Genomic DNA, 25,330 nt, shown 5'->3' with positions numbered 1-25,330 from the left:
GTGCGGGGTCGGGTGCGGGCATCGGTGAGGGTGCAGGGGGAAGGATCGGGGTGGGGGCAGTAGCGGGGACAGCGGCGGGGGCGGTCAGGCGGGCGATGACCGAGGCGGTGGCGCGGTCCTCCGCCAGGTCGAGGCGGCGGGCGGAGCCGCGCAGCAGGTGGCGGGCTTCCAGGGCGGCGAGGGCGATCAGGCCGGGCAGCAGGTCGGTCGAGCGGGCCGCGACCCAGCGGGTGCCCTGGGTGGCCATCCACCACAGGTCCGCCCCGCGGCCGGGCGGTGCCACCGCCAAGCGCGCGGGCGCCGTCCCGACGGGATGGCCGGCGGTGGTGAGCAGGGCGTGGAACTCCCGGGCGATCAGCTGGTGGCCGGCGGCGCTCGGGTGCAGCCGGTCCACGCTCAGCAGCTCCCGGTGCTCCGTCCAGGGCAGGTCCGCGAGGTGCAGGTGCACCGCCCCGTAGTGCGCCGACAGCGCGTGCACCACCGCGTTGACGCCGCGCATCCGCCGGGCCAGTGGCCGGGCCAGCGGCGCGGGCAGCCCGAGCAGCCGCCCCGGATCGGGCAGGCACGCGGTCAGCGGGAGCGCCCCGACCGCCGTCAACGAGGAGAGCACGGAGGCGAACCGGTGGGCCGTCGACTCCAGGTCGAAGGACGCCCGCAGGGTGTCGTTGCCGCCGACCATGACCGCCGCGTACCGGGGGCGCAGCGCGAGCGCGGTGGGCAGTTGGGAGACCAGTAGGTCGCGGCTGAGCGCGCCGCTGTTGGCCAGGTTGCGGAACTCGACGGGATCCGGTGAGAGGGCGGGCGCGAGCAGGGCCGCCCAGCCCCGCCACCCCCCTGGTACCGGATCGCCGACACCCTCGGTGAGGGAGTCGCCGAGCGCAGCGAATCGAACCGTCATCACGTCCCTCCGATGGGGCTGGGAAGGTGGTGGAACTTCGTTGCGGGGGATGGGTGTTGGGGTCTCACCCGGTCGTGGCCGGGGTGGAGGACGGGGCCGGGGGAGGGGGCGGGGAAGGAACGAGGGCGGGTGCGGGTGCGGGCGTGGGTGCGGGTGCGCGGTGGGCGGCGAGGAAGGCCGTGGTGGCGGCCGTCCAGCTGAACTCCTCCGCCCTGGCGCGGGCGGCGGCTCGCCGTTCCGCCTCCGGGCGGTCCAACAACTCCCTTATGGCGAGGGCGAATCCGGCTCCGGTGTCGGCAGCCGCGAGGCCGGCCCGGCCGACCACCTGGGGGAGCGCGGAGGAGAGGCTGACCGCGACGGGGGTGCCGCAGGCCAGCGTCTCCAGGGCGGCCAGGCCGAAGGTCTCCACCGGGCCCGGCGCGATCACCGCGTCCGCCGTGGCCAGCAGGGCCGCCACTGCGGAACGCTCCGCCAGGTGGCCCAGGAACCTTACCGGGAGCCGGAGTTCGGCCGCCCGGCGCTCCAGCCGGCCGCGCAGCGGGCCCGTGCCCGCGACCGCGAGCACGGCCGGGACGCGGTGGCGGCGGCGCAGCTCGGCCAGGGCCTCCAGGGCCCGTTCGGGCTTCTTCTCCCCCGACAGCCGCGAGCACATCACCAGCAGCACCTGCTGCGGATCTGCCAACTCGGCGCGCAGCGAAGGATCGTGGCACTCCGGCCGCATCACCTCCAGGTCCACCCCTAGCGGCGCCCGTTCGACGTTGCCGGCGCCGATCCGCTCGAACTCCTCGGCCGCCCACGCCGTCGTGCACAGCACCGTGTCATAGCTCTGCGCGGTACGGGAGTTGAGCCGGTCCGCGACCTGCCGCGCGGTGCCGGGCGGCACGCCCCACGCGCCGAGCACCCCGGTGGCGCTCTCGTGCGAGACCATCATCGACCGCACCCCGTGCGCCCGCGCCCAGGCGCCCGTCCAGCGCAGCGTGGTGCGGTCCGATACCTCCAGCCGGTCCGGGGCCAACTCCTCCAGCAGCGAGGCCAGTTGATTCCGGTCGCGGAGCAGCCGGTAGCCGCCGGTGCCCGGGACGCGCGGCCCCGGCAGCGTGATCACCCGCCCCTGCTCGGTCCACTCGTCGGTGCGGGCCGGCCCCGGCACCACCAGCACGGGCCGGTGCCCCGCCGCCAGGTACCCGGCTCCGAGGTGCCGCAGCGCGGTCCGCAGGCCGCCCGAGACGGGAGTGACGAAGTTCGCCACCCGGACGATGCTCAACCCGCCGTCCGTGCGGGCCGTTTCACGGTTCACGCGGGCTGCTCCTCGATCGAGAGCGGGAGGACGGCGGCGGCGACGGGAGCAACGGGAGCAGCGGGAGCAGGGGTGGGAACGGCGGGGATGACGGGGGTGGTGGCGACGGTGGCGGTGTTCCGGATGCGTTGGCGGTGCTCGGCGAGCACCTCCTCGTAGTGCCGGATCAGCTGGTCGCCGACCGCCTCCCAGGTGCGGCCGGTGACCTCGGCCCGGCCTGCCGCGCCGTACTGGGCGCGCAGTTCGGCGGAGGCGGCGAGGTCGGCCACGGCGCGGGCCACGGCGCCCGCGTCCCGCGGGGCGACCAGCAGCCCGGTGCGCCGGTGGCCGACCAGGTCGAGCGGGCCGCCGACCGCCGGGGCGACCACCGGTACGCCGCTGGCCATCGCCTCCTGGATGGTCTGGCAGAAGGTCTCCAGCGGGCCGGTGTGCACGAACAGGTCCAACGAGGCGAAGCAGCGGGCGAGTTCGGCCCCCGTGCGGCGTCCCAGGAACACCGCGCCGGGCATCGCGGCCTTCAGCGCGGGCGCGCTCGGACCGTCCCCGATCACCACCACCCGCACGCCGGGCAGTCGGGACGCCTCCGCCAGCAGGTCGACCCGCTTCTCCGGGGCGAGCCGTCCGACGTACCCCACCAGCACCTCGCCGCCGGGCGCCAGCGAACGGTGCAGCGCCTCGTCGCGGTGCTCCGGGTGGAAGCGCACCGAGTCGACGCCGCGCGCCCAGATCCGGACCTGCCGCACCCCGTGCGCGGTCAGGTCCTGCGCGGCCGGGGTGGACGGCGCCAGCGTCCGGGCGGCGGCGCGGTGCACCGAGCGGATCCGCGCCCAGGCGATCGCCGAACCGGCGCCGCGGCCCATCCGGTACGCCTGCGCGTACCCGGCCAGGTCGGTCTGGTACACCGCCACGGTCGGCAGGTCCAGCCGCTCGGTGAGCCGGGCGGCCCGCGCGCCGAGGACGAACGGGCTGGCCAGGTGCACCACGTCCGGCTGGTGGGCCGTCAGCGCGGCGGCCAGCTTGCGGCTGGGCAGGGCGATGCGCACCTGCGGGTAGCGGGGCAACGGGACGGACGGGACGCGCACCACCGGCAGCGGCTCCAGGTCCGGGCCGAAGGACTGCGGCGGGCAGTGCGCACCCCGGGCCGGGGCGGGGGTGATCACCAGGGGCTGGTGGCCCCGCCGGACGAGGTGCTCGGCAGCCCTCAGCACGCTGTGGGCCACGCCGTTGACCTCGGGAGGGAAGGACTCGGTGACGATGGCGACTCGCATGCCAACGTTGTGGCCAACCCGGGCGTGCGGCCAGCCAAAGGGATCTTTCGCGCAGACGAACGTCTGCCGCCATTTCCGCACGGGTGTGTGAATCGCGGAGTCGGCGGGGGAGCGGGAGCCGTTGCGCCGGGCGAAGTGCCGGTCGGTGAGAGGTTTGCGGTGATTTGTCCGAGTAGGCTGGCGGAATGGAACACACGGGAGGGGGAGCGGCACCACCCGACGGCGATCCGGCCGCGTCCGGCGGTTCGAACGCCGCGGACGGAGCCGCTGCCTCCGTGGGGGACGGGCGGGGCGGTGGGGCGGCCGGTGAGCTGTGGCGGGCCGTCCGGCACGACGCCGCGCGGCTGCCCGAGCACCTGGCCGTACTGGCGGTGCAGCAGGAGGCGGGGCCGGCGGCGAAAGCGGTGGCCGGACTGTCCGGGACGGGAGCGGGCGCGGGGGTCGGGACGGAGACCGGGGCCGGGGTCGGGGCGGAAGCGGGAGTGGAGGTTGGGGAGGACGCGGAGGGTGCGGAGGCCGGGGGCGGGGCCGGATCGGTCGCCGAGCGGCGCACGGCCGTGATCACCCACGGCATCCGGCTGACCCTGGTCGAGGGCTGCGTGGTCGGCGGGCCGCTCATCCTCCTCGTCCCGGTGGCGTTCTGCGCCGGGATGCTCGCCCAGGCCCGGATGGTCCTCGAACTCGCCGCCCTCGCCGGAGCGGACGGCGACCGCACCGAGCGCAGCGCCGAACTCCTCGTCCTGCAAGGCGTGTACCCCACCGTCCCGGACGCCCGCGCCGCGCTGGCCGCCACCGCCGAGGCGGACGCCGCGGCCGAGGCCGAGCCCGAGGGCGAGCCGCCGACCCGCCCGTCCCGGCTGGACATGATCCGGCGGATGGTCTACCTGCTCGGCCTGGTCGCCATCGGCGAGGACCACCGCGGCCCGGTCCGCCGGATCGCGGGCTGGGTCGGCACCGGCCTCCTGGTGGTCGTCGGACTCGCCTTCCCCGTGGTGTGGATCCCCGTCATGGGGCGCGCCAACGTCCGCGCCACCACCGCCCTCGCCCGGCGCGCCACCGCCTTCTACTGGCCCGAGGAGGCACGCGCCGCCGGGGCTGCCGGCGACACTGGTGCTGGTGCCGGTGCCGGCCCCGGTGCGCAGGGCGAGGAGGCGTACGCCCGCACCGCGACCATCGCCGTCCTCGGCCAGACCCTGCTCGCCCTGCTGCTCCCGGTCGCGGCCTTCCTGTTCGTGCTCTTCCTCGGCCTCGACCTGGCCGGCGGACACCTCGCCACCGCGCTCCTGATCGCCCTCGCCGCCGGTGCGGCCTACGCCGCCGACCGGGCCCGCCGCGCCCGCGGCGCTCGTGGGCCGCGCAGTCCGCGCGGTCCTCGCGGCTCCCGGGCCTCGGGTGGCGGGCGCGGGGGAACCGTGGGCTGACGATTCGTCAGGGCGGCTCCCGAATCGGCGGGCGGGCGTGGGCGCTCCCCGTTCGCGCCCCGGGCGGGTGAGGTGCGAGACCGGCCGTGTGACAGGCTGTGCGCATGCGAGAGACGCTGATCGACCAGGCCAGGAGGCTCGTCGCCGAACTCCACCCCGACGCGTCAGCCGTGGTGCTGGCCGGATCCGTGGCGGCGGGGCGGGCCCGAGCGGGCAGCGACCTCGACCTGGCCGTCCTGCTGCCCGACGGCCGCAGCACCCACCGCGAGACGCTGCGCCACGAGGGCCGGGTGGCCGAGGTGTTCGCGCACACCCGGGCCGGGCTCGACGAGCTGCGGGCCTTCGACGCCGCCTCCCGCCGAGGAGTGGTCCAGCAGCTGTACGCGACCGGGCTGGTCCTGCTGGACCGCGACGGCCACGCCGCCCGGATCGCCGAGGACTGCCGGGCCGAACTGCTGGCCGGACCACCCCCGCTCCCGGCCGAGCAGCGCGAGAACCTGCGCTACGCGCTGACCGACCTGCTGGACGACCTGGCTGACGCGCCGGACCGCCTGGAGGCGCTGGCCGTCGGCGCCGAGGTCCTCCGTACCGCCGCCGACCTGCTCAGCGACCACCGCCGGGCCTGGACCGGAACGGGCAAGTGGTTCCCGCGCCGCCTGCTCGCCGCCGACCCCGACCTCGGCGCCCGCCTCCTGGCGGCCCATCGCACCCTGGGCGAGACCGGCGACCCCGCCGCGCTGCTGGCGGCCGCCGGCGCCGCGCTCGGCCTGGCCGGCGGCCCGCTCTCGGCGGGCTACCGCCGCGACTGGCCCCCGGCCGCCGACGGTAAACGGTGAGGAGTGGCGCGCCGAGTGCGGCGGTGCGCCGCGCCGAGGAGCGCGACGAAGTGGTGAGCCGGGTCATGGCGGGACCAGGGGGCTGAGTCCGATGCCGGTGACTCGGCTGAGCCCGGGCGGCCCGGCCTGAATCGTCGGTCAGAGCCGCAGCGGTCAAGGTGAGGTGCCGGACCAGGATCGCGGCTGCGGCGTCGGCGTCGGCGTCGCGGGCCAGTGTTGCTTCTTCCAGCTTGCGGTGTTCCTCGGCGCCGTTCCGGTCGGGGTTGCGGTGCGCCGACCGGCGGCGGGCCAGGTTGTGGGCCCCGATCGGCAACGCGGGCGCCCAGCGCTTCGCCTCGCTCGTCGCGCCGATCGCCGACGCGTTCGGAGCCGCAGGCGTTCGGTGACTCCGGTCAGGGTGCGGGTGCGTGCCCTGGCGGGTGTGCCGGGGGGAAGGCCGGCCCGGGCTGGAACCTGGCGGCGAACGACCCGCAAAGCCGCTGGCATCGGTTCCAAGTCGGGTGGATGGAGAGGAAGTTGACGGATCATCAGTTCGGGTCGGAGGCGATCGCCGGTCAGGACGGCCGGTGGCGGACCCGGGCCGCGAGCAGGGCGATGTCGTCCTCGGCGTCCTCCGGGGCCAGTGCGGCGAGGGTGCCGTCCAGCAGGGAGTCGAGCGGGCCGTCGGCGGGGAGCCGGAGCGCGGAGAGGCGGGCGAGCGAGACGTCGATGTCCTCGCCGCGCCGTTCGACCAGGCCGTCGGTGTACAGCAGCAGGGCGTGGTCGGCGCGCAGCTCTGTCACGGTCTGCTCGTAGCCGCCGACGCCGGTGCCCAGCGGGGGGCCGGTCGGGACCTCGACCAGTTCGGTGGTGTGCGAGGTGAGCAGCGCGGGCGGCAGGTGCCCGGCACTGGCGAGGGTCCAGCGGGCCCGGGCCGGGTCGGCGAGGGCCAGGACGCAGGTCGCGGGGCGGGCGTTCTCCTGCTCGGCGATCAGCGCGTCCAGCTGGCGCAGGATCCGGTGCGGCGGCAGGTCCATGGCGGCGACGTAGCGCAGCGTGGAGCGGTAGTTGCTCATGTCGACGGCGGCCTCGACGCCGTGCCCCATCACGTCGCCCATGGCGAGCAGCGTCCGGCCGAACGGCAGCCGCACCGTCTCGTACCAGTCGCCGCCGACCACCGAGGTGATCCCGGACGGCAGGTAGCGGGAGGCGAGTTCGAGGTTGGGGTGCGGGCTGCCGGGTTCGGCGAGCAGGGCCCGCTGGAGCTCCAGGGCGGTGTTCTGCGAGCGGGCGTAGCGCCGGGCGTGGTCGAGGGTGAGCGCGGCGCGCCCGGCGATCGCGGCGAGCAGCTCGGTGTCCTCGGCGGTGAACCCGAGCGAACTGCCGTGCGCCCGCGCCAGGGTGAGCACGCCGATCGGACGGCCGCGGGCGGTCAGCGGGACGGCGAGCAGGCAGTCCACCCCGGCGCCGCGGCCCGCGGACAGCGCGGCCTCGTCCGGGAGCAGCGCCGCCAGCTCGTCGGCGGACACCAGGTTGGCGACCACCGGGCGGCCCTCGGCGAGCGCCCGGGCGGCCACCGAGCCGGGGCGGTGGCGCACCGTCCCGGCGGCAGGTGCGGGCGGTGGGACGGCGGACGACGGCGCGGCGCCGGGCGGGGCCTGCTCGCGGGCCACGGCGGCTCGCCGCCAGCGCAGCCGCGGCCGGTCCCGCTCCCGGTCGGTGCCGGGGGCGGGGTGTGCGGCGGTGTCGGGCGTGTCGAGCGGCAGGACGTCGACGAGGGCGAGGGCGGCGAAGTCGGGGACGGCGAACGCGGCGAGTTCCGCGCAGGTGGTGTCCGGGTCGAGGGTGGTGCCGATCCGCTCCGAACCGGCCTCCAGCAGGGCGAACCGGGCCCGGGTGCGTTCGAGTTCGGCCCGGTGGGTGTCGGCGCCGCCGGGCAGCACGACCAGCACCCCGGTCGGCGCGCCGGCGACCTCCAGCCGGCGGAAGTCGGCGGCCCGCCCGGCGAACGTCCCGGAGCGCGGCCGCCCGTCGGCCAGGACGTGCGGGACGGCCGGGTCCGGATCCGCGGCGGCCCGCCCCAGCACGGCCGTCGGCGACACGCCGGTGACCTGCCGGAACGGCGGGTTCAGGTAGCGCCAGCGCAGGTCGGCGTCGAGCACCGCGACCGCGACGGGCAACTGGCCGAGCAGGGCGTCGGCCAGCGCGTCGCGGTCCACCCGCAGGGCCGCGGAGACAGCCGTGAGCAGCGAATCCGTCGAGCTGTCGCCCGCCGATTCGGGCCGCACCCGTGACTCCTCCCTCACCACGTCCCCCGTGGAGCCGTCGACGGGCCCGGCGCGTCGCCGTACCGCACAGCTCGGTGTCCGTCTCCCGGATGATCCGCACCCGGGGACCGCACCATACTCGGCCAACCCGCCCGGACCCGAACCCGACACGGTGCGTACACCGGTCGGAGCGAGGTTTTTGCCAAGCTTTGCCTCGCCGCCGACCGGACCGGTGCCGGACGGACGGACGGGCGGGCGGTAGGCGGATAGGCGGGCGGGCGAGTGGACGGGTCAGCAGGTGGCCGGGGGACCGGGCGGGGGCGGTCCGGGAGAGAATGGACCGATCGACCCGCCCCCGCCGCAGGAGAACCCGCACCGTGACCGACCAGCAGCACCCCGTCCCGACCGGCCGTCGACTCGACCTGCTCGCCGACTGCTCCGCCTGCTTCGGGCTGTGCTGCGTCGCCCTGCCCTTCGCCAAGTCCGCGGACTTCGCGGCGAACAAGAGTGCGGGCACGCCCTGCCGCAACCTCCAGGCCGACTACCGCTGCGGGATCCACCCCGCGCTGCGCGAACGCGGCTACCAGGGTTGCACGGTGTTCGACTGCTTCGGCGCCGGGCAGAAGGTCTCCCAGCACACCTTCGAGGGGCGCAGCTGGCGCGAGGACCGGGAGACCGCCCGGCAGATGTTCGAGACCTTCCCGGTGATGCGCCAACTCCACGAACTGCTCTGGTACTTGGCCGAAGCACTGGAGCTGCCGAAGGCCAGGCCGGTGCACGCCGAACTCCGCCGGGCGCTGGACGGGATCGAACAGCTGACCCGCCGGGACGCCGCCGCGCTGCTCGCCGCCGACGTGCCCGCGATCCGCGCCGAGACCAGCGAACTCCTGCTCAAGGCCAGCGAGTTGACCAGGAACGCGCTGCCCGGGAAGAAGCGCAACCACCGGGGAGCCGACCTGATCGGGGCCCGCCTGCGCGGTGCGGACCTGCGCGGGGCCAACCTGCGCGGCGCCTACCTGATCGCGGCCGACCTCTCCGGCGCCGACCTGCGCGGCGCCGACCTGATCGGCGCGGACCTGCGCGACGCCGACCTGCGGGGCGCCGACCTGACCGGGGCGCTGTTCCTCACCCAGGCCCAACTCAACGCCGCCAAGGGCGATTCCACCACCCTCCTCGGCACCGTGCTGGCCCGCCCCGCGCACTGGTGAGAGCACGCGGGGGCGCGGAAGGGGGGCGCGCGGGGGCGCGCGCAGACCCGTGAATCGGGATTAATTGCCTGCGGTCAGGGCGGAACCGGGCGTATGGTCATGAACTCCCCGACGCGAGAGGAGGATCATCCGCGATGGGAATGTTCAAGGACGCACCGCCCAGCGAGCATCCGGACTTCACCCAACTGCGTTTCATGGCAGCCGGCACGCCCTCGTGGTGGAAGCGCAACCGCCACAAGACACTCGGCGTGGCGGGCCTGCTGGTCGGCTTCTGGCTGGCCAGCCACTACAACACCGCCGCCCCCGCCGCTTCCTGCACCCCGACCGCCACCACGGCCACGTCCGCACCCGCCCCCCAGGGCGAGGCCGCCGGGCGCTGAACACCCGTTCGGCAACGCCGAGTCGGAGCCCGCGGGGGCGATGGCGGGGTGTGCGCGGGGCATGCGCGGGGCGTGGGTGGGGACGTGCGCGGGGACGTGCGCGGTCATGAGAAGGCCCCCGGTGCCCTCCCGACCAGGGGAGAGGGCGCCGGGGGCCGAACCCGCCGAGGCGGAAAATCGACTGACGAGGCGTCAGTTCGTGCGTGTTACTTGCCGCCGTCGCGCAGCGCGGTGAGCGTCGCGTCGAGCGCGGCACCGGAGTTGCGCGGGCGGTTGTACGGGAGCTTGCCCAGCAGCGAGCCCATCGCGCAGGTGTTGCTGACGGCCGAGAACAGCAGGCCGCCGCCGACCGCGGCCGACACCCAGCGCACGCCCGGGACGGCGAGGTCGACGACGACACCCGCCAGCACCAGCGAACCGGCCACCAGCCGGACCTGCCGGTCCATCGCCCAGCGGATCTTCTGGCCCGGCACCCGGTTCAGCGCCCCGCCGTTGGCCGTCCAGGCAGCGGTGCCGCCGTCGACGAGCAGCGCCCGCACACCGGCCGCCGCCAACTGCTCGCAGGCGTTCAGCGCACGGGCGCCGGACGCGCAGGTGATGGCCAGCTCGCCGCGCTCGGCGGCGGCCCGCAGCGCGGGTAGGGCCTGCGACAGCTGGTCGAGCGGCACGTTGTGGGCGCCGGGGATGTGGCCGCCGGCGAACTCGCCGGGCGAACGGACGTCGATGACGATCAGCTGGTGCAGGCGGGGCTGGAGCTGGTCGACGGTCAGGGGGGTGGTCATCGGAGCGGGTGAACCTTTCGGGGGGGACCCGGCGCGTACGGACGGCCGGGGGAGGGGGAAAGGGGGAAACGGGAAGGGAAAATCGGGGGAGGTCTCCGCGCGGCGGGCGCTGGTGGGGGAGCGGAGGGGACGCGCACGGGGCGGGGGTCAGAGCATGGCGTCCACCAGCATCAGGGCGGCGACGGCGAGCAGCGCACCGGCGAACAGCCGCTGCAGCGTGCGGCCGGACAGCTTGGCGGCGAGCCGCTTGCCGTCCCAGGCGCCGAGGATCGCGGCGGCCGCGAACGGTCCGACCGTCGACCACGGGATCTCGGCGGCCCCGCCGAGCCGGGGCAGCAGCGCCGCCAGCGAGTTGAGGGTGATCACCAGCAGGCTGGTCCCGATCGCCTCGGCCATCGGGAACGCCAGGAAGGACACCAGCGCGGGCACCGCGAGGAACCCGCCACCGACACCCAGTACCCCGGTCGCCGCCCCCAGCCCCGCCCCCGCCAGCGCAGAGCGCCGCGCCGAAGCCGGAACCCGGGCGGGGGCCGGGAGCGGGGCCGCCGGGCCGAGAGGCTCCGGGAGGGGGCACGGTTCGGAGTTCATCCCTGCAGGGACCATCTCCGCGGAGACGGACGCGGTTGCCGTCGCCGCCGTCACTGTCATCGTCACTGCCGAGGCGGTGACAACCGCGCCGCTGGGAGCAGGAGCAGGAGCGGGCGTCGGAACGGAAACGCGCGCGGGCCCGGATCCGGGCCTCTCGACCGCTGCCGATCCGTAAGCGGGGTGCCGTAGCTGTATCGGCTCCGGGCCGCCATCCGCGCCGCCGCCACCTCCGCCGCCGTCCGCGCTGGGGGCGGCGTCCGTCCGTCGTCCGCCCGCCAGCATCCGCCAGGCGGCCAGGCCGGCCAGCAGGGCGAACGCGGCGGTCAGGGCCGGGCCGGGCAGGTGGCGGGAGAGGGCGCCGCCGAGGGCGGCGAGCGGGAGTCCGGCTGCGCCGAACAGCAGTCCTTCGCGCCAGCGGACGCGTCCGGCCCGGGCGTGGGCGAGCAGGCCGGTGAGCGAGGTCACGGCGACGATCAGCAGGCTGGCGGTGGTCGCGGTGCCGGGCGTCAGCCCGATCAGGTAGATCAGCGCGGGGACGGCCAGCATGCTGCCGCCGCCACCGAGTCCGCCCAGCGCCAGGCCGACCACCGCGCCGGCGACCAGCGCCAGCAGGACGACGCTGCTCATATCGCGCCGCCGCAGTGACACGCGTCCCGGTGTGCGGGCAGGTCGTTCCGGTGCGCGGGCAGCCCGTCCCGGAGCCAGGCGCGCATCCCGCCGACCACGTTCACCGTCGGCACCCCGTGCGCGTTCAGCAGCTCGGTGGCCGTCTGCGAGCGGGCGCCGGACCGGCACACCGCCAGCACCAGCCGCCCACCGGCCGCGGCCCGCACAGCACCCAGGCCACCGCCACCGCCACCGTCACCAGCGCCGCCGCCGGCGCTGCCCTCGTCGAGGGCGCCGAGGGCGCCGAGCGGGACGAGGAGCGAGCCGGGCGCGTGCACCTCGGCGTGCTCCTCGGGCTCGCGGACGTCGAGCAGCAGCGCCTCGCCGGTGGTGGCCAGGCGGTGCGCCGCGGCGGGGTCGATCTGTGCGGGCGCGGGCGGCTTGGGGGTCCAGGCCACGGTGTCCTCCAGGGGTGGCGGGGCGGTACGTGAGGGTTCCGGCGGCTCTCCGGGCGGCGGGGCCGTCCTCCGGGAAGATACCGGCGGGGGTATATCGTTGGTGTCGAGCATATCCCCCCGCCGGTATCAACCGGTCGGCCCTCCTGGCAGTGAACTGCCTGCAATAATACCCATGGGGGTATCGAAACCGACCGGGCCGTGCCCGGCGCCCGCCCGATGCAGAGAAGAGGACCCTCGTGTTCTTCGCCCAGTACTACCTCGACTGCCTCTCCCAGGCCTCGTACCTGATCGCGGACGAGACCACCGGCCGCGCCGTGGTGGTCGACCCGCGCCGGGACGTGGACGAGTACCTCGCGGAGGCCGAGGCCCGCGGCTTCACGGTCGAGGGCGTCATCAACACCCACTTCCACGCCGACTTCCTCTCCGGCCACCTCGAACTCGCCGCCCGCACCGGCGCCTGGATCGGCTACGGGCGGCGCGCCGAGACCGAGTACCCGATCCGCAAGCTCGCCGAGGGCGAGCGGATCAGCCTCGGCGAGGTCGTCCTGGAGATCATGGAGACGCCGGGCCACACCCCCGAGTCGATCAGCGTCCTGGTCCGCGAGCGGGCCGCCGACCCCGTCCCGTATGGGGTGCTCACCGGCGATGCGCTGTTCGTCGGCGACGTCGGCCGCCCCGACCTGCTGGCCTCCGCGGGCGTCACCGCCGACCGGCTCGGCCGGATGCTCTACGACAGCGTCCAGCACAAGCTGATGGCGCTGCCCGACGAGGTCCGGGTCTTCCCCGCGCACGGCGCCGGCTCGGCCTGCGGCAAGAACCTGTCCACCGAGCGGCAGTCCACCATCGGGCAGCAGCGTGCCACCAACTACGCCTGCGCGCCGATGACCGAGGACGAGTTCGTGGGCATCGTCACCGCCGGACAGCCCACCGCCCCCGGCTACTTCGGCTACGACGCCGACCTCAACCGCCGCGACCGCGAACTGTTCGACGCCGCCGCCCTCGCCGTCCCGCTGGACGCCGACGCCTTCCTCGCCCGGCGCGCCGACGGCGTCGTCGTGGTCGACGCCCGCGACCCGCTGGAGTTCGCCGCCGGACACCTCGCCGGAGCCGTCAACGTCCCCGCCGACGGGCGCTTCGCCGAGCAGTCCGGCACCGTCCTCGACCCGGCCTGGCCGCTGCTGGTGATCGCCCCCGAGGGCCGCGAGCAGGAGACCGTCACCCGGCTCGCCCGGATCGGCTTCGACCGCGTCGCCGGGTACCTCGCCGACCCCGAGACCGCCTTCCGCACCGTACCCGAGCAGATGCGCCAGGCCCCCCGCCGCACCGTCGCCGACCTGCGCACCGAACTCGCCGGCGCCGAACCGCCGCTGGTCGTCGACGTCCGCGGCGAGGGCGAGCGCGCCGAGGGCAGCATCCCCGGCTCCGTCCACCTCCCGCTGGCCGAACTCCCGCACCGCCTCGGCGAGATACCGCAGGACCGCGCCGTCGTGGTGCACTGCGCCGGCGGCCACCGCTCCTCCATCGCGGCCAGCCTGCTGCGCCACCACGGCCACCCGCAGACCTCCGACCTGCTCGGCGGCTACGGCGCCTGGGCCGCCGCGGCCTGAACCGGCCGACCGGCAGGGCAGCAGCGGAGCGGGGACGTCCGGCGGGCGGGGGAATGCGCCGTCCGCCGGACGGGTTGATACGGGTGGGGGTATGAGCAGAACGTCACGACGCGTGCCACGGTGTACCAGGACAGGCTGATACGCGGCACGGAACACAGGGGTGGGCGGCGGAGGCCGCCCGCCGAGCACGAGGAGGAGACCCGATGCAGGTGGGCGACGAGGCCGTCGGCGCGGTACTGAACCGGCTGCGCCGGGCACAGGGCCAGCTGGCCGGCGTAATCGCGATGATCGAGGCCGGCCGCGACTGCAAGGACGTGGTGACCCAGCTCGCCGCCGTGTCCCGGGCCCTGGACCGTGCCGGGTTCAAGATCGTGGCCAGCGGCATGCGCCAGTGCATGGCCGAGGCCGAGGAAGGCACCGCCCCGATGAGCGAGGCCGAACTGGAGAAGCTCTTCCTGGCCCTGGCCTGAGCCGACGACCGTACGACGACGACGGCAACGACGACAACGACGACGCACCGCGCGCTCCGGCGCGGTGCGTCACGGGGCGGCGTACGGCGGAGAACGCGCTGCCCGGAGGAGCGCGCTGCCACGAGAGGCCGCAGAGCAGCACGACAGCAGCGTGCACAGGCAGCCGGGCGGACGGCTGGGCAAGCCGGTCAGACCGGTCAGACCGGTCAGGCCAGGGTCAGGAACATCTTCTCGAGCTCCGCCTCGCTCATCGGCGCGGCGCCCTCCTCGGCCTCGGCCAGGCACTGCCGCATCCCGCTCGCCAGGATCTTGAACCCGGCGCGGTCCAACGCGCGCGAGACGGCGGCGAGTTGCGTGACCACGTCCTTGCAGTCGCGGCCTGCTTCGATCATCGCGATCACGCCGTTCAGCTGGCCCTGTGCCCGGCGCAGCCGGTTCAGCACAGCGCCGACGGCCTCTTCGTCCACCTGCATCGAGCACCTCCTCGCCCTTTTCCGAACTCGCCCGATCATACGGGAGACACCCCGCCGTTCCGTCCCGGCCACCGTTCGGGCACCGCGGGCACACGAACCGCCCGAGCCGCCCCCCGACCTGCCCGGTTACCGTCCGGCCTCCGCCGCCACGCCCGCCGCGACCCCCGTGCCGGTCCGTGGCCCGGGCGCCTCCGGGCTGCGGACCGGACGTTCGACGGGGTGGGCGCAGGCCGCGCAGCCGGGGGCGTCGGACGGGGCGCCGTCCGGGAGGCGGCGCCGGTCGACCACCCGCTGGGCGGCCGCCGCGAGCTGGCGGCGGCCGGGGAACAGCGCGGGCGGCAGCTGCGGCAGGAACTCGACCTCCGCGGTCAGGCCGCGCACCGACACCACCCGCCACATCGAGGCCAGCAGCCCGTCCTCGCCGACGAACGCCGGCGCCGTGCTCGGCCGCCCGTCCGCGGTGCGGTAGCGCAGCGTCAGCGGCTGCACCGGCACGTCGGCCCGCACCGCCGCCTCGAACAGCGCCGGGCGGAACCGGCCGCCGCCGCGTCCGCACCAGGTGCTGCCCTCCGGGAAGACCACCACCCGCTCGCCGCGGCGCAGCGCCGCGGCGATCTCCTCGACCGTGCCGGGCAGTGCCCGCAGCCGGTCCCGGTCGATGAAGATGGTGCCGCCCCAGGAGGTCAGCGGGCCGAGCACCGGCCAGCGGCCGACCTCGGTCTTGGCCAGCATCCGGCCCGGCCGGACGGCCGCGACCAGCAGGACGTCCAGCCACGAGACGTGGTTGGACACCAGCAGCGACCCGCCGGCCTGCCGGCCCGGCGCGGCGATCGGCCGCACCCGCACGCCCAGCGAGGCCAGCAGCAGCCGCGACCACCAGCGCACCAGCCGCTCCGCCGGCAGCCAGGCCAGCGCGCGCACCAGCGGCGCCACCAGCACCCCGGCGACCAGCACCGCCAGGCACCCGGCCAGCCGCAGCACCCGGTGCGCCACCCCCGCGCGGGGCCCGGCGACCGTCACGCAGTCGCCGGGCGTGCACGGCGCGGTCGGCAGCCAGGCGCTCATGCCGCCGTCGCCGTTCCGCGCGAAGTGCCGTCGCCGGCAACCGGGTCGGCGGCGGGACGGGTGTCCCCGCCGGTGATCGCGGAGAGCGGCAGGTCCGCCGCCGCGGCCAGGAAGTGCCGCAGGTAGCGCGGGTCGGTGCGCTCCAGCGACAGCAGCACGTACAGGTCGGCCACGTTGAAGTCCGGGTCGTACGCGGGCTCGCCGCACACCCAGGCGCCCAGCCGCAGGTAGCCGCGCAGCAGGGCGGGGACCGGGGTGCGGCCCGCCCGGGCCACGCCCTCGGCCGACCACGGGCGCAGCGGGGCGACCCGGTACTGCTGCGGGGCCAGGTGCTTGGCGGAGACGGCGTCCCACACCCCGGCGGCGGTCGCGCCGCCGTCGGCCAGCGGGATCGAGCAGCAGCCGGCCAGCCAGGCGTTGCCGGTGGCGGTCATGTAGCGGGCGATGCCGCCCCACATCAGGTTGATCACCGCGCCGTTGCCGCGGTGCGCCGCGGCGATGCAGGACCGCCCGACCTCCACCATGCCGTCCCGCAGCCCGCCCAGCCGGGCCAGGTCGAACTCGGTGTCGGAGTACAACCGGCCCGCGCGGCGCGCCTGTTCGGGCCGCAGCAGCCGGTAGGTGCCGACCACCTCGCCGGTGGGCTGCTCGCGCACCAGCAGGTGGTCGCAGAACTCGTCGAACGGGTCGGCGTCCAGGCCGGGCAGCGGCGAGTCGAGCACCGCGCCCATCTCGTCCGCGAACACCTGGTGGCGCAGCCGCTGGGCGGCCCGCACGTCCTCCGCGGTGCGGGCGAACACCAGCTGGTACGAGGGCTGTTGGGGCTCCGGGAGCCGGCTCGGGGCGAGCCGGGCGGCGGCCGGGGCGGCGGCGGGGAGCTGTCCGGGACGGGCGGGGGCGGTGGTCATGGCGGGACTCTCCGGGATCTCGGGGCGCGATAGGGTGGCGACGGACGGCACGGGACGACACGCAACGACACGGGCGCTCGCACCCGGACCACCGGTCGGGCGGTACCGGCCGCGGGCGGCTCCCGTATGTCTCCCCGACCCGCCTGGCACTGAGGTGGACGGCCGAGGGAGACCAGATGTGCACATGCTGAATGCCAGGTACGGCCCCTCCGGGGCGCCCTGACCCCCGCACCCGCCCCGGCCTGCGGACAGCATGAGCCGGACGCCCCGCGGCCACCCGCCGGACGCCGACTCTTCCCCCGGGGGCCACGGCGCTCTGCCAGCGTTCCCGACATGCCGAACACGGGCGCGAACGCCTACCCGAGCCGGTACCGGTGGCTCGGACTGCTGGGCTCGCTCGCCCTCGCGGCCGGCGCACTCACCTCCGGCGCTCTGCCCGCCGCCGCGACCGGCCCCACCCTGCGCGCCTCCGGCGGCGCGGGCACCGTCCTGGTCTTCGCGGGCCTGACCGTCCTCACCGCCGCCTGGCTCCTGCTCGGCCGCTCCGCCGGCGCCCCACCTGCCGACGCGCTGCCCGCCAACGCCCTGCCCGCCGAAGCCCTGCCCGCCAACGCCCTACCTGCCGAAGCCCTGTCCGCCGGCGCGCCGTCCGGCAACGGCCTTCCCGCGGCCGGCCGTTCCGCCGCCCGCACCCGTTGGCTGACGGCCACCCTGGCCTGGTGGGCCGCCCCGCTGCTGCTCCTGCCGCCGCTGTTCAGCCGCGACGCCTACAGCTACCTCGCCCAAGGGGCCATGCTGGCGGGCGGGTTCGACGTCTACGCGGACGGGCCCGCCGCGCTCGGCGGCCCGATCGCCCAGCAGATACCCCAGGTCTGGCAGCACACCCCGGCCCCCTACGGGCCCGCCTTCCTGCTGCTGGCCCGGGCCGCCGCCCCGCTCGCCGACCACCCGTACGCCGGGGTCCTGCTGCTGCGGCTGACCGCCGTCCTGGCCGTCGCCGCCCTGGCCGCCCTGCTCCCGGCCCTCGCCCGCGCCCTGGGCACCGACCCGGCGACCGCGCTGCGGCTGGGCGCGCTCAACCCGCTGGTCCTGCTGCACCTGGTCGCAGGGGCCCACAATGACGCCGTCCCGCTCGCCCTGATGCTCGCCGGCCTGCTCGCCGCCACCCGCCGCCGGCCCCTGCCGGCCGCCGCCCTGATCACCCTGGCGGCCCTGACCAAGGCCCCCGCCGCCCTCGCCCTCCCCGCCGCCTGGTGGCTCGCCACCGCCGTCCCGCCCCCGGACGGCCCGCCCCGTCCGACCACCGCGCTCCGCCGCGGCCCCCACCCGGCTGCGGTCGGGACCCGGTGGGCCGGAACCCCGACCCGCGCCTTCCGCGTCTTCCGCGCCGGGCCCGGTCGGGCCGCTGCGCCCCGTCCGGGCGCGGCCCCCGACCGCGGCCACCGGCTGCGCTGCGCCGCCGCGGTCCTGGCGGTCGCCGCCGGCACCACGGCCGCCGTCACCGCCGTGGCCGGGACCGGCTACGGCTGGGTCTCCGCGCTCACGACCCCGGCCACCGCGAGCAGTTGGTCGCCGAGCAGCGGGCTGGGCCGGCTGGCCGCCGCGCTGGCGGGCATCGCGCCGGAGGGGCCGGTCGCGGGCGCCCGGCTGCTCGGGGCGGCGGTGGCGGTGGCGGCGGTCGTCCTACTGGCGGTGCGGGTGGCGCGGCGGGGGAGCGGGCCGGTGGCGGCCCTGGCGCTCGCGTTCGGGGCGGTGGTCGCGCTCGGACCGGCCTTCCGGCCCTGGTACGCGCTGTGGTGCGCCGTCCCGGCCGCGCTCGCGGCCCGGACCGCCGGTGCCCGCCGGGCGGTGGAACTCGCCTGCGCGGCACTGGCGTTCGCCGTCATGCCGGACGGATTCGAGCCGGACTCCGCCGAGTTGGTGCTGGCGGCCGGCGGCCTCGTCCTCGGGGCGGCCGCGGTCATGCTGACGGAGCGTCAACTCACCTTCCAGGAAAGGCAGCCGGCGTGCTGACCCGCGGCACCACCACCGCCAGGACTGCGGTGCTCGCCGTCGCCGTCCTGGCCACCACCTTGATCCTGGCGTTCATCCCGGGCCACCGGGGCTGGTTCGACGCCGGCGTGTACTACGGCACGGTGCGGCACTGGGCCGCGACCGGGCAGCTCTACGACTACGTCCGGCCCGGCACCCCGTACGGGTTCACCTACCCGCCGTTCGCGGCCGTCTGCATGCTGCCGATGCGGCTGCTCGGCTGGCACCCGGCGATCGCGGTCGGGGTCGCGCTGTCCGCCGTCGCCACCGCGCTGCTGCTGTACTGGATCGTCGACCCGATCGCCCGCCGCCGGGGCTGGTGCCGCTGGTACGCGTTCGGCCTCGCGGCCTGCCTGTGCGGCCTGAGCAACCCCGTCCGCGACACCTTCAGCTTCGGCCAGGTCAACCTGCTGCTGGTCGCCCTGGTGTTCGCCGACCGTGAGCTGACGAGCCGTCAATTCACCAGCAGGAAATGGCAGTTGCTTGCCGGGGTGGGCACCGGACTGGCCGCCGCGATCAAGCTGACCCCGGCGCTGTTCATCGTCCACCTGCTGCTGACCCGCCGGTGGCGGGCCGCCGCGACGGCCACCGCCACCGCGCTCGGCGCCACCGGGGCGGGCTTCCTGGCCGGCCCGGAGGTCTCCCGCCAGTTCTGGACCGTCACCCTCTGGGACACCGACCGGGTCGGCGGCTTCGCCAACATGTCCAACCAGTCCCTGCAGGGCCTGATCGCCCGGCTCGGCCCCCAACTCCCCGGCCGCGCCCTGTGGGTGGCCGCCTCGCTGGCCGTCCTCGCGCTCTGGGCGTACCGCCTGCACCGGGCCGAAGCGGCCCGCGACAGCCTCGCCGCGTACAGCCTCACCGGCATCGCCTGCTGCCTGGTCAGCCCGATCACCTGGGTGCACCACCTGGTGTGGATGCTGCCCGCCCTGGTCGTCCTCGCCGACGCCGCACTGGACCGCACCCGGCGCCGCCGCACCCTGCTCACCCTCTGCTGGCTGCTCCAACTCGTGCTCTCCAGCGGCATGGTGTGGCTCTGGCGCCCCGACGGCCGCGACCTCGGCACCCTGTTCGGCGGCAGCGCGTACGTCCTGGCCACCCTCGGCCTGCTGCTCGCCCTGCCGATCCGCCGCCACCCCGAGGAACCGCGCCCGCCGGCCCGCCCGCAGCAGGCCACCGCCCCCGCCGTCCGCCTCCCGCAGCGCACCGCCCCCGCCCGCGAACGCCCGGCCCCCGTCGGCTGAACGGGCGGCCCCGCCCCGCCGCGGGGATAAGCGGTGGACCCCGCCCGACCCGCTCCGCCACAGTGGGCCGCATGACCGCACCCGCCCCGCCGGACCCGCCCTTCGTCCCCGGGCTGGACCTCGCCCGGGCCCTGTATGAGGAGGCGGTCCGGCCGATCCTGGCGGACACCCACCCGGGCCTGCCGTACGCCGCGGCCCGGATCGGCCCCGGCTCCGAGGTGCTCGGCCTCGACAGCGCGCGCTCCACCGACCACGACTGGGGCCCGCGCCTGCAGCTCTTCCTCGCCCCGGACGACGCCCGCCGGCACGGCCCCGCCCTGCACCGGCTGCTCGCCGAACGCCTCCCCGGCCGGATCCGCGGCTGGTCCACCCACTACCGCGGCAGCGGCGACCCGGACGACCCGGTCAGCCACCTGGCCCCCGCCGACGGCCCGGTCGACCACCGGGTCACCGTCCACGACCTGCCCGGCTGGCTCGCCGAGCGCCTCGGCCCGCCCGCCGCCGCCTGGGCCGCCGCCGAACCGTCCGCCACCGACTGGCTGGCCCTCCCGCAGCAGCGGCTCGCCGAGTTCACCGGCGGCGCCGTCCTCCACGACGGCCCCGGCACGCTCACCGCCGCCCGCGCCCGCCTGCGCTGGTACCCCGACCAGGTGTGGCGCCACCTGCTGGCCTGCCAGTGACAGCGGATCGCCCAGGAGGAGGCGTTCGTCGGCCGCTGCGCCGAGACGGGCGACGACCTCGGCGCCGCCGTGACCACCGCCCGCCTGGTCCGCGACCTGATGCGGCTCGCCCTCCTGATGGGCCGCCGCTACGCCCCGTACGGCAAGTGGCTCGGCAGCGCCTTCGCCCGCCTCGACACCGGCCCCGCCCTCGCCCCGGCCCTGCGCGCCGCCCTCGCCGCCCCCGACCCGGCCGCGAAAGCCCGCCACCTGGCCGAGGCGTACGAGGCCGCGGCCCGCGCGCACAACGCGCTCGGGCTGACCGAGCCGCTCGACCCGGCCCGCCGCCGCTACCACAGCCGCCCGTACCCGGTCCTGCATGCCGACCGCTTCGCCCGCGCCCTGCAACGCACCGTCACCGAACCGCAGTTGCGCGACCGCCCGCTGATCGGCGCCGTCGACCAGTGGGCCGACAGCACCGACCTGCTGGCCCACCCGGGCGTCGTCCGCGCCGCCGTCGACGCCCTGGCGGGGGAGGACTGACGGGGCCGGTCGGGAGGCGCTGACCGGCCGCCAGCGGGAAGTGCCCGTGCGCGCGCTCGTGCAGGAACTCCGGCCGAGGGACGGCGCGGGCGGCGCGGGCGGCCGGTCAGCGTCCGCCGCGGCCCAGGTGCTGCTCCAGTTGCTGCTGGTTGGCGACCACGCGCAGGCACAGGTGCCGGAAGGCGGCCAGCTCCCCGGGGGTGAAGCCGCGGAAGACCGCGGCCATCGCGCGCCGGGTGGGGACGCGGAAGTCGTCGAGCCAGTCGCGGCCCGCGGGGGTGATGGTGGCGCGCACCGAGCGCCGGTCGTCGGGGTCGGGGACGCGGCGGGCCAGGCCCTCGCCCTCCAGGGTGTCGACCAGGCCGGTCACGTTGCGCGAGCTGACGCCGCCCGCGCGGGCGAGTTCGCCGATGCTCAGGCCCGCCGGGTCGGCGCCGGCGAGCCGGGCGAGCACGTCGAGCGCCCCGGAGCTGAGGCCGCGTCCGCCCGCGCCGTGCGAGCGGAGCCGGTCGACGGCCTGCGAGGCGGAGCGGACCGCGGCTGCGGCCTCCAGGGCGAGCGTGTCTCCGTCGGGGTCGAACGCGCTCATGGCGGCGCGCACGCCGGGGTCGTAGAGGTGGCCGTCGGTGTCCTCGACCGGCCCGGAATTGTGTACGTCCTTCAACATGAAGACCTACCCTAATGGCTGATGTCCCGTCAGGCCAGCCCTTCCGGAGAGGGCCCTGCCGCCCACCACGGCTGGTCCCCCCGCCGGGGCAGCCGCGCCGCCCGCTCACCCGTCCGGCGCAGCGACGCGCCGCCGACGGTGCAGACGGCGGGCTCCGGGCGGGGGTGATCGCTAGCGTCCGGCGGAGAGAACGTCAGGTCGAGTGGGTCGTCGAACGCTGAGGAGAGTGCGCGTGGCCGGGACAGCGCCGCCCGCGGAGGGCAGACCGACCGGGGGCGGCCCGGTCGGGGACGGGCCGGGCGGGGGAGGCGCGGAGGCGGTCGAGCCGTCGCCCGGCTCGGCGACGGTGGTGCGCGCCTCGGTGGTCGCCGCCGCGGCCAGTGCGCTGCTGGTGGTGGCGATCGTGCTGGGCAGCCGGGGCCTGCGGGACTTCGACTCGGCGCTGGTGCCGTACGCGGTGGCGTCGGTGTTCCTCACCTTCGGCGTGGTCTACCGCTACGTGGTGTGGGTGTCCGCGCCCGCCGCCCGCCGGCTGTTCGTGGCGGGCTGGAAGGCCGCGCTGTCCTGGGAGAACCTCAAGCGTTCGCCCGCCGCGCTGCCCCGGATGATCGCCACCTACCTGGGCTTCCAGAAGTTCCTCGGCGCCCGTTCGCACGCCCGCTGGGCCGCGCACCAACTCATCTTCTGGGGCTGCCTGCTGGCCGCCGCGATCACCTTCCCGCTGACCTGGGGCTGGTTCACCTTCACCTCCTCCAGCGCGGCCGGCCCGGGCTACGAGATGCGCCTGTGGGGCTTCAAGCTGTTCGGCTTCGACTCCGGCAGCTTCCTCGGCTGGGCGCTCTACCACGGCCTGGACCTGGCCGCCGTGCTGGTGATCGGCGGCGCCGGCTACTTCCTGTGGCGGCGGGTGCGCGACCGCGCCGCCACCACCGGACAGCGCTTCGGCTACGACTTCCTGCCGCTGCTGGCCCTGGTCACCATCTCGGTCACCGGCCTGCTGCTGACCTTCTCCGAGATGTTCCTGCACGGCGGCGGCTACGAGTTCCTGGCGATCCTGCACATGGCCTCGGTCGTCCTGACCCTGGTCTACCTGCCGTTCGGCAAGTTCTTCCACATCGTGCAGCGCCCGGCCGCGGTCGGCATGCAGCTGTTCAAGTACACGGCCCGGCGCGGGGGTTCGGACGCCGAGGAACTGCAGGGGTGCCGGCGCTGCGGCCGGCCGATCGACACCGTCGCGGCGGTGGACAACCTGCGCGCCACCATGCGCGACCTGCAGCTGGGCTTCGACGGGTGGGCCGAGTACTGCCCCCGTTGCAAGCGGGTGCTGCGCGGCAACGCCTACCTGTCGAACGTCAAGCGGGGGTTCAAGTGAGCCACGAGCACGTCCCGTTGGACCCGAGCGTCGCCCCGCTCGGGACCCGCAACTTCCGCGACGCGGGCGGCCTGCCCGCCGCCGCCTGGCGGGCCGACCAGACCGAGCAGACCCTCGTCCCCACGCACTGCTGCTTCTGCGGCGTGCAGTGCGGGATGTACCTGCGGGTGGACGGCCGCGGCAAGGTGTTCGGCGTCGAGCCGCGCAACCACGACATCAACCGGATGCGGCTGTGCCCCAAGGGCGTCAACGCCTACCAGCAGGTCAACCACCCGGACCGGCTGACCGCGCCGCTGATGCGCCGCAGCCGCGACGAGCCGTTCCGGGAGGCGAGCTGGGAGGAGGCGCTGGACTTCACCGTCGCCGAGATCCAGCGGATCCAGGGCGAGAGCGGCCGGGACGCGTTCGGGATGCTCGGCGGGGCCAGCCTGTTCTCCGAGAAGACGTACCTGGTCGGCAAGTTCGCCCGGGTCGCGCTGAAGACCCGGCACGTCGACTACAACGGCCGGCTGTGCATGGTGAGCGCGGCGGGCGCCAACAAGCTGGCCTTCGGCATCGACCGGGCGGGCAACCCGTTCTCCGACATCCTGCAGACCCAGTGCCTGCTGATCGCCGGGTCGAACGTCGGCGAGTGCTTCCCGGTGATGACCCAGTACGTGTGGGGCGCCCGGGACCGCGGCGCCACCCTGATCGTGGTCGACCCGCGGGAGACCGCCGTCGCCCGCACCGCCGACATCCACGTCGCGCTCAAGTCCGGTACGGACTCGGCGTTCTTCAACGCGGTGCTGCACGTCATCGTCGAGGAGGGCCTGACCGACGAGGCGTTCCTGGCCGAGCACACCACCGGCTGGGAGGAGGTCAGGGCCGCCGTCAAGGCGTACCCGCCCGCCCGGGCCGCCGAGATCTGCGGCATCCCGGCGGAGCAAGTCGTCCAGGTGGCAAGGGTGTTCGGGACGGCGGACCGGGCGATGGCCTGGCACGCGCGCGGCATCGAGCACCACACCCAGGGCGTGGAGAACTGCCTGACCGTGATCAACCTGTGCACCGCGACCGGCAACCTGGGCCGCCCCGGCGCCGGTTACGGCACCATCACCGGCCAGGGCAACGGCCAGGGCGGCCGCGAGCACGGCCAGAAGTCCGACCTGCTGCCCGGCGGCCGCTCCATCAACGACCCGGTGCACCGCCGCCAGGTCGCCGCGATCTGGGGCATCGAGGAGTCCGAACTCCCGCAGGCCGGAACCTCGATGATGGAGATGGTCTGGCAGATGCAGCGCGGCGAGATCCGCGGCCTGATCGGCGTCTGCAACAACCCGTTCGTCTCGCTGCCCAACTACGCGGTGGTGAAGGACGGTTACGACAAGCTGGAGTTCCACGCCCAGCTCGACTTCTTCCTCTCCGAGACCGCCGCCAACGCCCACGTGGTCCTCCCCGTCACCACCTGGGCCGAGGACGAGGGCGTGATGGCCAACGCCGAGGCCCGGGTGGTCAAGCACAACAAGGCCCAGGAGCCGCCCCCGGGCGTGCGCACCGACACCTGGGTGATGTGCGAGATCGCCCGGCGCCTCGGCGAGGGAAGCAAGTTCGCCTTCGAGGGCTCCAAGGACGTCTTCGACGAACTGCGCCGCGCCTCGGCCGGCACCGTCATCGACTACTACGGCATCACCTACGAGCGGCTGGAGGAGACCGGCGGCATCGCCTGGCCCTGCCCCAGCCTCGACCACCCGGGCACGCCGCGGCTGTTCGAGGGCGGCAAGACCTCCCACCCGGACCAGAAGGTGCACATGCAGGTGGTGGAGTGGCACCCGCCGGCCGACCCGTACAGCGACGAGTACCCGATGACGCTGACCACCGGGCGCACCGTCGCGCACTTCCTGTCCGGCAACCAGACCCGCCGCCTGGGCGGCCTGGTCGAGCAGACGCCCCGCCCCTGGGTGGAGGTGCACCCCTCGCACGGCTTCCGCAACGGGGAGCCGGTGCGGGTGGTGACCCGGCGCGGCAGCGAGGTGCTGCCCGCGCTGGTGACCGAGGCGATCCGCCCCGACCACGTGTTCGTGCCCTACCACTGGCCGTACCCCGTCGCCGCGAACGCGCTGACCGTCGACGCGCTCGACCCGCGCTCGAAGATCCCCGAGTACAAGGTGTGCGCGGTGCGGATCGAACGGGCCGAGCAGATCGACCCGGTGCCCGCGCCGCCGGTGCCGCCGGGCCGCGAGGCCTACCCGGAGGCCCAGGTCTCCCGCACCGACCCGCTGCCGCCGACCTCGCCGCAGGGCCGCGGCACCGCCGAGAGGGGCTGACCGAGG

At 75.8% G+C, this 25,330-nt stretch carries 21 protein-coding genes and 2 pseudogenes; 11 read left to right on the top strand and 12 right to left on the bottom strand.

Annotation, left to right across the window (positions count from 1 at the left end; translation table 11 throughout):
- From IH44_RS0123320 to IH44_RS0123310, 3 genes are all read right to left on the bottom strand, one after another.
- Nucleotides 1-898 (bottom strand): SGNH/GDSL hydrolase family protein (locus IH44_RS0123320; protein ID WP_081967062.1); only part of this gene is annotated, 898 nt, incomplete at its 3' end.
- Nucleotides 899-962: 64 nt separating this feature from the next.
- Nucleotides 963-2,195 (bottom strand): glycosyltransferase, encoded by a 1,233-nt coding sequence (locus IH44_RS0123315; RefSeq protein WP_035956153.1) that lies wholly within the window; start codon nucleotides 2,193-2,195, stop codon nucleotides 963-965.
- Nucleotides 2,192-3,463: a glycosyltransferase family 1 protein gene (locus tag IH44_RS0123310; RefSeq protein ID WP_051817221.1), complete on the bottom strand. Its 1,272-nt coding sequence runs from the start codon at nucleotides 3,461-3,463 to the stop codon at nucleotides 2,192-2,194. The genes IH44_RS0123315 and IH44_RS0123310 overlap by 4 nt, the downstream gene beginning before the upstream one ends.
- 185 nt (nucleotides 3,464-3,648) lie before the next feature.
- Here IH44_RS0123310 and IH44_RS0123305 point away from each other — a divergent pair, with 185 nt between their 5' ends.
- Nucleotides 3,649-4,884: a hypothetical protein gene (locus IH44_RS0123305; RefSeq protein ID WP_198545027.1), complete on the top strand. Its 1,236-nt coding sequence runs from the start codon at nucleotides 3,649-3,651 to the stop codon at nucleotides 4,882-4,884.
- 104 nt (nucleotides 4,885-4,988) lie between these two features.
- Nucleotides 4,989-5,720 (top strand): nucleotidyltransferase domain-containing protein, encoded by a 732-nt coding sequence (locus IH44_RS0123300; RefSeq protein ID WP_030461638.1) that lies wholly within the window; start codon nucleotides 4,989-4,991, stop codon nucleotides 5,718-5,720.
- Between the two features lie 118 nt (nucleotides 5,721-5,838).
- Here IH44_RS0123300 and IH44_RS48310 read toward each other — a convergent pair.
- Both IH44_RS48310 and IH44_RS0123295 read right to left on the bottom strand, forming a co-directional pair.
- Nucleotides 5,839-6,021: pseudogene (locus tag IH44_RS48310) on the bottom strand (GntR family transcriptional regulator); the annotation flags it as partial.
- A 253-nt stretch (nucleotides 6,022-6,274) separates the two neighbouring features.
- Nucleotides 6,275-7,987, bottom strand: coding sequence for a SpoIIE family protein phosphatase (locus IH44_RS0123295; RefSeq protein WP_051817219.1), 1,713 nt, complete (start codon nucleotides 7,985-7,987; stop codon nucleotides 6,275-6,277).
- Between the two features lie 356 nt (nucleotides 7,988-8,343).
- Between IH44_RS0123295 and IH44_RS0123290 the strand changes: the two genes are divergently transcribed.
- Together IH44_RS0123290 and IH44_RS0123285 are read left to right on the top strand one after the other, a co-directional pair.
- Nucleotides 8,344-9,174 (top strand): pentapeptide repeat-containing protein, encoded by an 831-nt coding sequence (locus IH44_RS0123290; RefSeq protein WP_030461636.1) that lies wholly within the window; start codon nucleotides 8,344-8,346, stop codon nucleotides 9,172-9,174.
- A gap of 134 nt (nucleotides 9,175-9,308) precedes the next feature.
- Complete coding sequence (locus tag IH44_RS0123285; RefSeq protein WP_123820881.1) at nucleotides 9,309-9,554, top strand: hypothetical protein; 246 nt, start codon at nucleotides 9,309-9,311, stop codon at nucleotides 9,552-9,554.
- 206 nt (nucleotides 9,555-9,760) lie between these two features.
- Here the strand turns inward: IH44_RS0123285 and IH44_RS0123280 are convergent, their stop codons facing one another.
- The 3 genes from IH44_RS0123280 to IH44_RS0123265 all read right to left on the bottom strand — a co-directional run bounded on the left by IH44_RS0123280 (nucleotide 9,761) and on the right by IH44_RS0123265 (nucleotide 11,988).
- Nucleotides 9,761-10,336 (bottom strand): rhodanese-like domain-containing protein, encoded by a 576-nt coding sequence (locus IH44_RS0123280; RefSeq protein WP_030461634.1) that lies wholly within the window; start codon nucleotides 10,334-10,336, stop codon nucleotides 9,761-9,763.
- Between the two features lie 147 nt (nucleotides 10,337-10,483).
- Nucleotides 10,484-11,551 (bottom strand): TSUP family transporter, encoded by a 1,068-nt coding sequence (locus tag IH44_RS44425; RefSeq protein WP_081967060.1) that lies wholly within the window; start codon nucleotides 11,549-11,551, stop codon nucleotides 10,484-10,486.
- Entirely contained in the window at nucleotides 11,548-11,988 is a 441-nt protein-coding gene (locus IH44_RS0123265; RefSeq protein WP_051817218.1) for a rhodanese-like domain-containing protein, read from the bottom strand. The genes IH44_RS44425 and IH44_RS0123265 overlap by 4 nt, the downstream gene beginning before the upstream one ends.
- A gap of 236 nt (nucleotides 11,989-12,224) precedes the next feature.
- Here IH44_RS0123265 and IH44_RS0123260 point away from each other — a divergent pair, with 236 nt between their 5' ends.
- Nucleotides 12,225-13,595 carry a rhodanese-like domain-containing protein gene (locus IH44_RS0123260; RefSeq protein ID WP_030461632.1) on the top strand — a complete coding sequence of 457 codons (1,371 nt, stop codon included), beginning with the start codon at nucleotides 12,225-12,227 and terminating at the stop codon, nucleotides 13,593-13,595.
- Nucleotides 13,596-13,798: 203 nt separating this feature from the next.
- Nucleotides 13,799-14,065 (top strand): metal-sensitive transcriptional regulator, encoded by a 267-nt coding sequence (locus tag IH44_RS0123255; RefSeq protein WP_030461631.1) that lies wholly within the window; start codon nucleotides 13,799-13,801, stop codon nucleotides 14,063-14,065.
- Between the two features lie 206 nt (nucleotides 14,066-14,271).
- Here IH44_RS0123255 and IH44_RS0123245 read toward each other — a convergent pair whose 3' ends face one another.
- The 3 genes from IH44_RS0123245 to IH44_RS0123235 form a co-directional block, all read right to left on the bottom strand.
- Nucleotides 14,272-14,538 (bottom strand): metal-sensitive transcriptional regulator, encoded by a 267-nt coding sequence (locus tag IH44_RS0123245; RefSeq protein WP_030461630.1) that lies wholly within the window; start codon nucleotides 14,536-14,538, stop codon nucleotides 14,272-14,274.
- A gap of 126 nt (nucleotides 14,539-14,664) precedes the next feature.
- Complete coding sequence (locus tag IH44_RS0123240; protein WP_063759667.1) at nucleotides 14,665-15,603, bottom strand: 1-acyl-sn-glycerol-3-phosphate acyltransferase; 939 nt, start codon at nucleotides 15,601-15,603, stop codon at nucleotides 14,665-14,667.
- Nucleotides 15,600-16,511 (bottom strand): GNAT family N-acetyltransferase, encoded by a 912-nt coding sequence (locus IH44_RS0123235; protein WP_035956151.1) that lies wholly within the window; start codon nucleotides 16,509-16,511, stop codon nucleotides 15,600-15,602. Before IH44_RS0123235 ends, IH44_RS0123240 begins: the two co-directional genes overlap by 4 nt.
- 333 nt (nucleotides 16,512-16,844) lie before the next feature.
- On the opposite strand from IH44_RS0123235, the gene mptB reads away from it, so the two are divergent.
- The 3 genes and pseudogenes from mptB (at nucleotide 16,845) to IH44_RS41315 (ending at nucleotide 20,988) form a co-directional block, all read left to right on the top strand.
- Nucleotides 16,845-18,524 (top strand): polyprenol phosphomannose-dependent alpha 1,6 mannosyltransferase MptB, encoded by a 1,680-nt coding sequence (mptB, locus tag IH44_RS49450; RefSeq protein WP_051817217.1) that lies wholly within the window; start codon nucleotides 16,845-16,847, stop codon nucleotides 18,522-18,524.
- On the top strand, nucleotides 18,518-19,786 hold the full coding sequence (locus tag IH44_RS0123225; RefSeq protein ID WP_051817216.1) for a glycosyltransferase 87 family protein: 1,269 nt from the start codon (nucleotides 18,518-18,520) through the stop codon (nucleotides 19,784-19,786). Before mptB ends, IH44_RS0123225 begins: the two co-directional genes overlap by 7 nt.
- 71 nt (nucleotides 19,787-19,857) lie before the next feature.
- Nucleotides 19,858-20,988, top strand: a pseudogene (locus IH44_RS41315) (DUF4037 domain-containing protein).
- 106 nt (nucleotides 20,989-21,094) lie between these two features.
- Here IH44_RS41315 and IH44_RS0123215 read toward each other — a convergent pair.
- Complete coding sequence (locus IH44_RS0123215; protein ID WP_051817215.1) at nucleotides 21,095-21,655, bottom strand: MarR family winged helix-turn-helix transcriptional regulator; 561 nt, start codon at nucleotides 21,653-21,655, stop codon at nucleotides 21,095-21,097.
- 346 nt (nucleotides 21,656-22,001) lie between these two features.
- Between IH44_RS0123215 and IH44_RS0123210 the strand changes: the two genes are divergently transcribed.
- Both IH44_RS0123210 and IH44_RS0123205 read left to right on the top strand, forming a co-directional pair.
- A complete protein-coding gene (locus tag IH44_RS0123210) occupies nucleotides 22,002-23,027 on the top strand; it encodes a hypothetical protein (RefSeq protein WP_030461624.1) in 1,026 nt (341 codons plus the stop codon).
- Complete coding sequence (locus IH44_RS0123205) at nucleotides 23,024-25,324, top strand: molybdopterin oxidoreductase family protein (protein ID WP_030461623.1); 2,301 nt, start codon at nucleotides 23,024-23,026, stop codon at nucleotides 25,322-25,324. The genes IH44_RS0123210 and IH44_RS0123205 overlap by 4 nt, the downstream gene beginning before the upstream one ends.
- Nucleotides 25,325-25,330 lie beyond the last annotated feature (6 nt).

Source organism: Kitasatospora sp. NRRL B-11411 (assembly GCF_000721345.1).
GTDB classification, from domain to species: Bacteria; Actinomycetota; Actinomycetes; order Streptomycetales; family Streptomycetaceae; genus Kitasatospora; species Kitasatospora cineracea.
This window is presented reverse-complemented; position numbering and strand designations above follow the sequence as displayed.

What these genes read in the sequence shown, in the direction of transcription:
- IH44_RS0123255 (WP_030461631.1), top strand. Translation starts at nt 13,799, where the DNA reads ATGCAGGTGGGCGACGAGGCCGTCGGCGCGGTACTGAACCGGCTGCGC.
- IH44_RS0123240 (WP_063759667.1), bottom strand. Translation starts at nt 15,603, where the DNA reads ATGAGCGCCTGGCTGCCGACCGCGCCGTGCACGCCCGGCGACTGCGTG.
- IH44_RS0123215 (WP_051817215.1), bottom strand. Translation starts at nt 21,655, where the DNA reads ATGTTGAAGGACGTACACAATTCCGGGCCGGTCGAGGACACCGACGGC.
- IH44_RS0123245 (WP_030461630.1), bottom strand. Translation starts at nt 14,538, where the DNA reads ATGCAGGTGGACGAAGAGGCCGTCGGCGCTGTGCTGAACCGGCTGCGC.
- IH44_RS0123280 (WP_030461634.1), bottom strand. Translation starts at nt 10,336, where the DNA reads ATGACCACCCCCCTGACCGTCGACCAGCTCCAGCCCCGCCTGCACCAG.
- IH44_RS0123235 (WP_035956151.1), bottom strand. Translation starts at nt 16,511, where the DNA reads ATGACCACCGCCCCCGCCCGTCCCGGACAGCTCCCCGCCGCCGCCCCG.
- IH44_RS0123285 (WP_123820881.1), top strand. Translation starts at nt 9,309, where the DNA reads ATGGGAATGTTCAAGGACGCACCGCCCAGCGAGCATCCGGACTTCACC.
- mptB (WP_051817217.1), top strand. Translation starts at nt 16,845, where the DNA reads ATGCCGAACACGGGCGCGAACGCCTACCCGAGCCGGTACCGGTGGCTC.
- IH44_RS0123310 (WP_051817221.1), bottom strand. Translation starts at nt 3,463, where the DNA reads ATGCGAGTCGCCATCGTCACCGAGTCCTTCCCTCCCGAGGTCAACGGC.
- IH44_RS0123305 (WP_198545027.1), top strand. Translation starts at nt 3,649, where the DNA reads ATGGAACACACGGGAGGGGGAGCGGCACCACCCGACGGCGATCCGGCC.
- IH44_RS0123300 (WP_030461638.1), top strand. Translation starts at nt 4,989, where the DNA reads ATGCGAGAGACGCTGATCGACCAGGCCAGGAGGCTCGTCGCCGAACTC.
- IH44_RS44425 (WP_081967060.1), bottom strand. Translation starts at nt 11,551, where the DNA reads ATGAGCAGCGTCGTCCTGCTGGCGCTGGTCGCCGGCGCGGTGGTCGGC.